Raw genomic sequence first — 4,883 nt, 5'->3', positions numbered from 1 at the left:
TGCGGCGGCATCAGCACCAGCTTCGCACCGTTCAGCAAACTTCCCCAAATTTCAAATGTCGCTGCATCGAAGGAAATTGTCGATGCCTGTAAAAAGACATCCTGTTCCGTGATGCGCACGTAGTCCGTTCCCTTCACCAGACGCACAACACCGCGTTGGACGACCGCTACGCCCTTTGGCTGTCCTGTCGATCCCGACGTGTAGATGATATACGCCAGATCGTTCGGACCGCTTGCTGCAGTCAGGTTCGCAGTATCGCCCGCGTACAGCGACGCTTCCGCCAGGTTCAGCACGGTTCCTTCGTAATCTTGCGGCACTTCCGCGTCCCCGTACACGAGTAGCAATCTTGCGCCGCTGTCCTCCAGCATGTACGCGATCCGCTCCGCCGGGTACGTCGGGTCGATCGGCAAGTACGCGCCTCCGGCTTTCAAGATCGCCAGAATCCCCACGACCATCTCCACCGAGCGCTCTGCCATAATCCCCACGATCCGATCCGATCCGACGCCGCGCAACCGCAGCTCATGCGCCAACTGGTTCGCCTTTGCGTTCAGCTCCGCATACGTCATTCGCCCAGACTCGAATTCGACCGCCACCACTTCCGGCGTCCGCTCCGCCTGTTCCTCGAACAGCTCGTGAATCGTCTTATCCTTCGGATACTCCGCCTTCGTGTCGTTGAATGTCTCTAGCAGCTGGCGCTTCTCTTCTTTCTCTAGAAGATCGACGCTTTGGATCATCTGACTCGAATCAGCTACCGTCATAAGTAATGCGCGCTCAAAGCACTTAAGCAGCCTGAGAACGACATCTTCCGGATAGAAAGATACGACTCCTACCGTTAGCTCATTGAAGGTGGCCGATACGGAAAAATCCAACTTCGTATTCGTAAGTCCATAACTTAAATCCAGCGGACTAGTCGAGATAATTGACTTTTTCTGCAAAGATTCATATATATGAAAATCAATAAAATTGAACAAAATATCAAAAAATGGATTGCCATCAGACGTTGCACCCGTTGCATGCATAATATCCTGCAGCGGATATCTTCCGTAACTTTTCATCTCCATGCATTTGGCGTGTACGTTCTGAATCCATTCCAACCATGTCATTTCCGCATCGATCTTCATTTGCACCGGCACTGTATTTAGGAAACAGCCCAATATTCTATCCCCGTCTTCACGAACAGGACGTCCGTTTTCTACGAGTCCGGTTAAAATTTCATCGTCGTAGGTAAACATAGACAGACTGTACAAATACGCAGCAAAACAGATGGAACGCAGGCTTGTTCCGCTAGTTCTCGCCGCATACTTGAGTTCCTCCAACAACCCTTTTTCTAAGGCGTGCGTATACGCAAAATAATTACCGTCCTGTTTCAGACCTGATTTTGTCGGCTCCGGGAGTTCCAGACGCTTGTATTCCCTCAATTCCTCCTGCCAGAACGTTTGGAAATCGAGACGACTTTTGACCGTGAGCTGTTCAATCACGTAATCCTTATACGTGCTCTTTAAAGATGCCTCCGCATACTTGTCGAATGTTCCGCCCCCCAGCATCCCGTAAACGTTCAGCAGCTCCGTCATGAACGAGGCGACGCTCCAACCGTCCAAGATAGCATGATGGCAAACCCAGCTCAAATACATGCGACCCTCACCGAGCAAAAAGACCTGCATCCGCCAAAGTGGCGCCGTCCCGATGTCAAACGGACGCTTGCGATCTTCCGTCAGCCAGCGCTTCACGAAATCGTCTTGATCGTTCCCGTCCAGCCCGATTAAATCATCCAGTCCGATGCGGGTTTCCACGTGTTTTCGCACGATTTGAACAGGATAAGCATCCGTCCCCAGATAAAAATCGGTTCTTAAGATTGGATGCTTCTGAACCATAAAACACAATGCTTCCCGCATGGTCTCCAGTTGGAAACGCTCATCCTTAAACCCATATACGAGCTGATCGTGATAGACCGCCGCACCCCCGGATTGCATAAGGGTATAGAAAATCATCCCTTGCTCGATATCGCTCATCGGATAGAAATCCTCAACTTCGCCCGCCAGCGCTGCAGGGCCGGACAAGATTTGGTCCCGCATCTTCTCCATATCGGCCGCCAGCGCTTGTTCAACAGCCGCGAGGTCCAAATGATCGCTCGTAGAAAGGTTCGCCAAGAAGGACTCGATCGTCGGATATTGGTACAGATGATAGAGGTTCATTTTTTGTCCAATCGCTTGCTCCATCCTCGCGATCAGACGGATCGCTTTAATCGAGTCCCCACCCAGCTCGAAGAAGCTGTCTTGGATCCCGACTTGTTCGATTCGGAGCACGCTTTGCCAAATTTCCGCCAACTTCGCTTCCATCTCGCTTCGTGGCGCGACGTATTCGCTTCCTGCCTGCAACAGCCCTTGCGGCTCCGGCAGCGCCTTCCGGTCCACCTTCCCGTTGGCCGTCAGCGGAATCCGCTCCACTTCCATTAAGTATGACGGCACCATGTAATCCGGCATGTTGGCCTTCAAATACGCGCGCAACTTGGATGCATCGAATGCTCCGCTGCTCACCACATACGCGCACAGGTACGCTTCTCCCTGCTCGTCCTTCCGAGCGACGACCACCGCTTCCTTCACGTCCGCGTGCTGCTGCAGACCGTGCACGATTTCGCCCGTCTCAATCCGGTAACCCCGGATTTTCACCTGCTCGTCGATCCGCCCCATGTACTCCAGGTTCCCGTCTGGCAGCCATCTGGCGAGGTCCCCCGTCCGGTACATCCGCTCGCTAGGTTCAAACGGGTTCTCCACAAACTTCTCCGCCGTCAGCTCCGGGCGGTTCAAGTATCCGCGCGTCACGCCTGCCCCGGCTACGTACATTTCCCCGGCTACGCCCACAGGGACAAGGCGTCCGTTCTTGTCTAGAATCATGACCGACAACGTTGGGATCGGTTTCCCGATGTTGCTGATGTTCGTCCGGATATCTTCGCCGGTTATTTCCTTGTACGTCACGTGTACGGTCGTTTCTGTAATGCCATACATGTTGATCAGAAGGGCACCCGGATACGCCTTCGCCCACGGTTCCAGTTGTGCGGGAGACAGGGCTTCCCCGCCGAATATCACTTTGCGGATAGATAGATGCCGCTTCGTTTCCTTGTCGCACACTTCATGGATCAGACTGTAGAACGCCGTAGGCGTCTGGTTCAGAATCGTCACACGTTCGCGTTCCAGCAGTTCGGCGAACAACCGAGGCTCTTGTGCCGTCTGTTTCGGCACGATAACCAGCTTGCCTCCGTACAACAGTGCACCGTACATTTCCCATACCGAGAAATCGAAGCAGAACGAATGGAACATCGTCCACACTTCGCCCGCGCCGAAGTCGAACAGGTTGCGGTCGTTGAAGAGCAGCCGCACGACGTTGCGATGCTCCACCATCGCCCCTTTCGGCTTGCCCGTCGATCCCGACGTATAGATGACGTATGCCAGATCGTTCGGCCCGCTTGCTGCAGACAGGTTCGCGGTGTCGCCTGCGTACAGCGACGCGTCCGCAAGGTTCAGCACCTCTCCCTCATACACAGACGGCACTTCCGCATTCCCGCCGTATACAAGCAATAAATCGGCGCCGCTGTCTTCCAGCATGTACGTGATCCGCTCCGCCGGGTACGTCGGGTCGATCGGCAAGTACGCCCCGCCGGCTTTCAAGATCGCCATGATTCCGACCACCATCTCGACTGAACGCTCCGCCATGATCCCCACAATCCGATCCGCTCCGACGCTACGCGCCCGCAGCTCATTCGCCAACTGGTTCGCCTTCGCGTTCAGCTCCCTATACGTCATTCGCGCAGACTCGAATACGACCGCTACCGCTTCCGGCGTCCGCTCCGCCTGCTGCTCGAACAGCGCGTGGATCGTTTGGTCCTTCGGATAGTGCGACTTCGTGTCGTTAAACACCGTCAGCAGTTGACCCTTCTCTTCTTCCCCGGCCAGTTCGATCTCGTCCAACAGCATGTCCGGCGTTTTGACGATCTGCTCCACGATTGCCGCCAGATGCCCGGCCATCCGCTCGATCGTTTCTTTCTTGAACAGCGCCGTGCTGTATTCCCAATCGAAATACAACCGCCCTTCCTGCTCGACCGCAGCTACGGTCAGGTCGAATTTCGCCACCCGGTATTCCTGCGGATACGGCCGAATCGTCAGCCCTTCCGGCTTCCATTCGCTCATCTGCATGTTCTGCAGCACCAGCATCGTGTCGAACAGCGGGTTCCGGCTCGTATCTCGCCTTACCTCCGCCTTCTCCACCAGCTCCTCGAACGGATAATCCTGGTTCTCCATCGCGCCCAGCACCGCTGCCTTCACTTCCGCCAAGTATGCGTCGAACCGTTTGCTTCCCGCCGGGCGGCTCCGCATCGCCAGCGTATTGACGAACATCCCGATCATCCGTTCCGCATCCGGGTGCCTTCTCCCCGCCACCGGAGTACCGACCACCACATCTTCCTGTCCCGTATAGCGTGACAGCAGCACGCCATACGACGCCAAAAGCGCCATGTACAGCGTAACCCCTTGCTTCGCGCACAGCTGCTTCAGCCGCTCCGTCTCGCGCTCGTTCCACCATTGGCCCGTACGGTCTCCTTCGAACCGGCGGACTGCCGGCCGCGCGTAATCCGTCGGCAGCTGCAGCACCGGTGCCTCTTCCTCGAACGCCTGCAGCCAGTATTGCTCCTGCACCCGGTACGACTCACCCTGCATCTTCTCCCGCAGCCATACCGCATAATCCTTATAGTGGATCGCAAGCGGCGCCAACTTCTCACCTGCATACAATCGCGCGAACTCCTCCACGAACACGTCCATCGACGTGCCGTCCGAGACGATGTGGTGCATGTCCAGCAGCAGCACGTGCCGCCCCTCTTCCAAGCGGATTAATCC

General features: G+C 55.7%; 1 protein-coding gene. It reads right to left on the bottom strand.

Annotated elements, in window-relative coordinates; genetic code table 11:
• Window positions 1–4,883 (bottom strand): amino acid adenylation domain-containing protein (locus ACX1DY_RS31270; RefSeq protein WP_458968020.1); only part of this gene is annotated, 4,883 nt, incomplete at both ends.

This window comes from Paenibacillus sp. BAC0078 (assembly GCF_054483875.1).
Note: the sequence above shows the minus strand (reverse complement) of the source record. Positions and strands in the feature narration are given on the sequence as shown.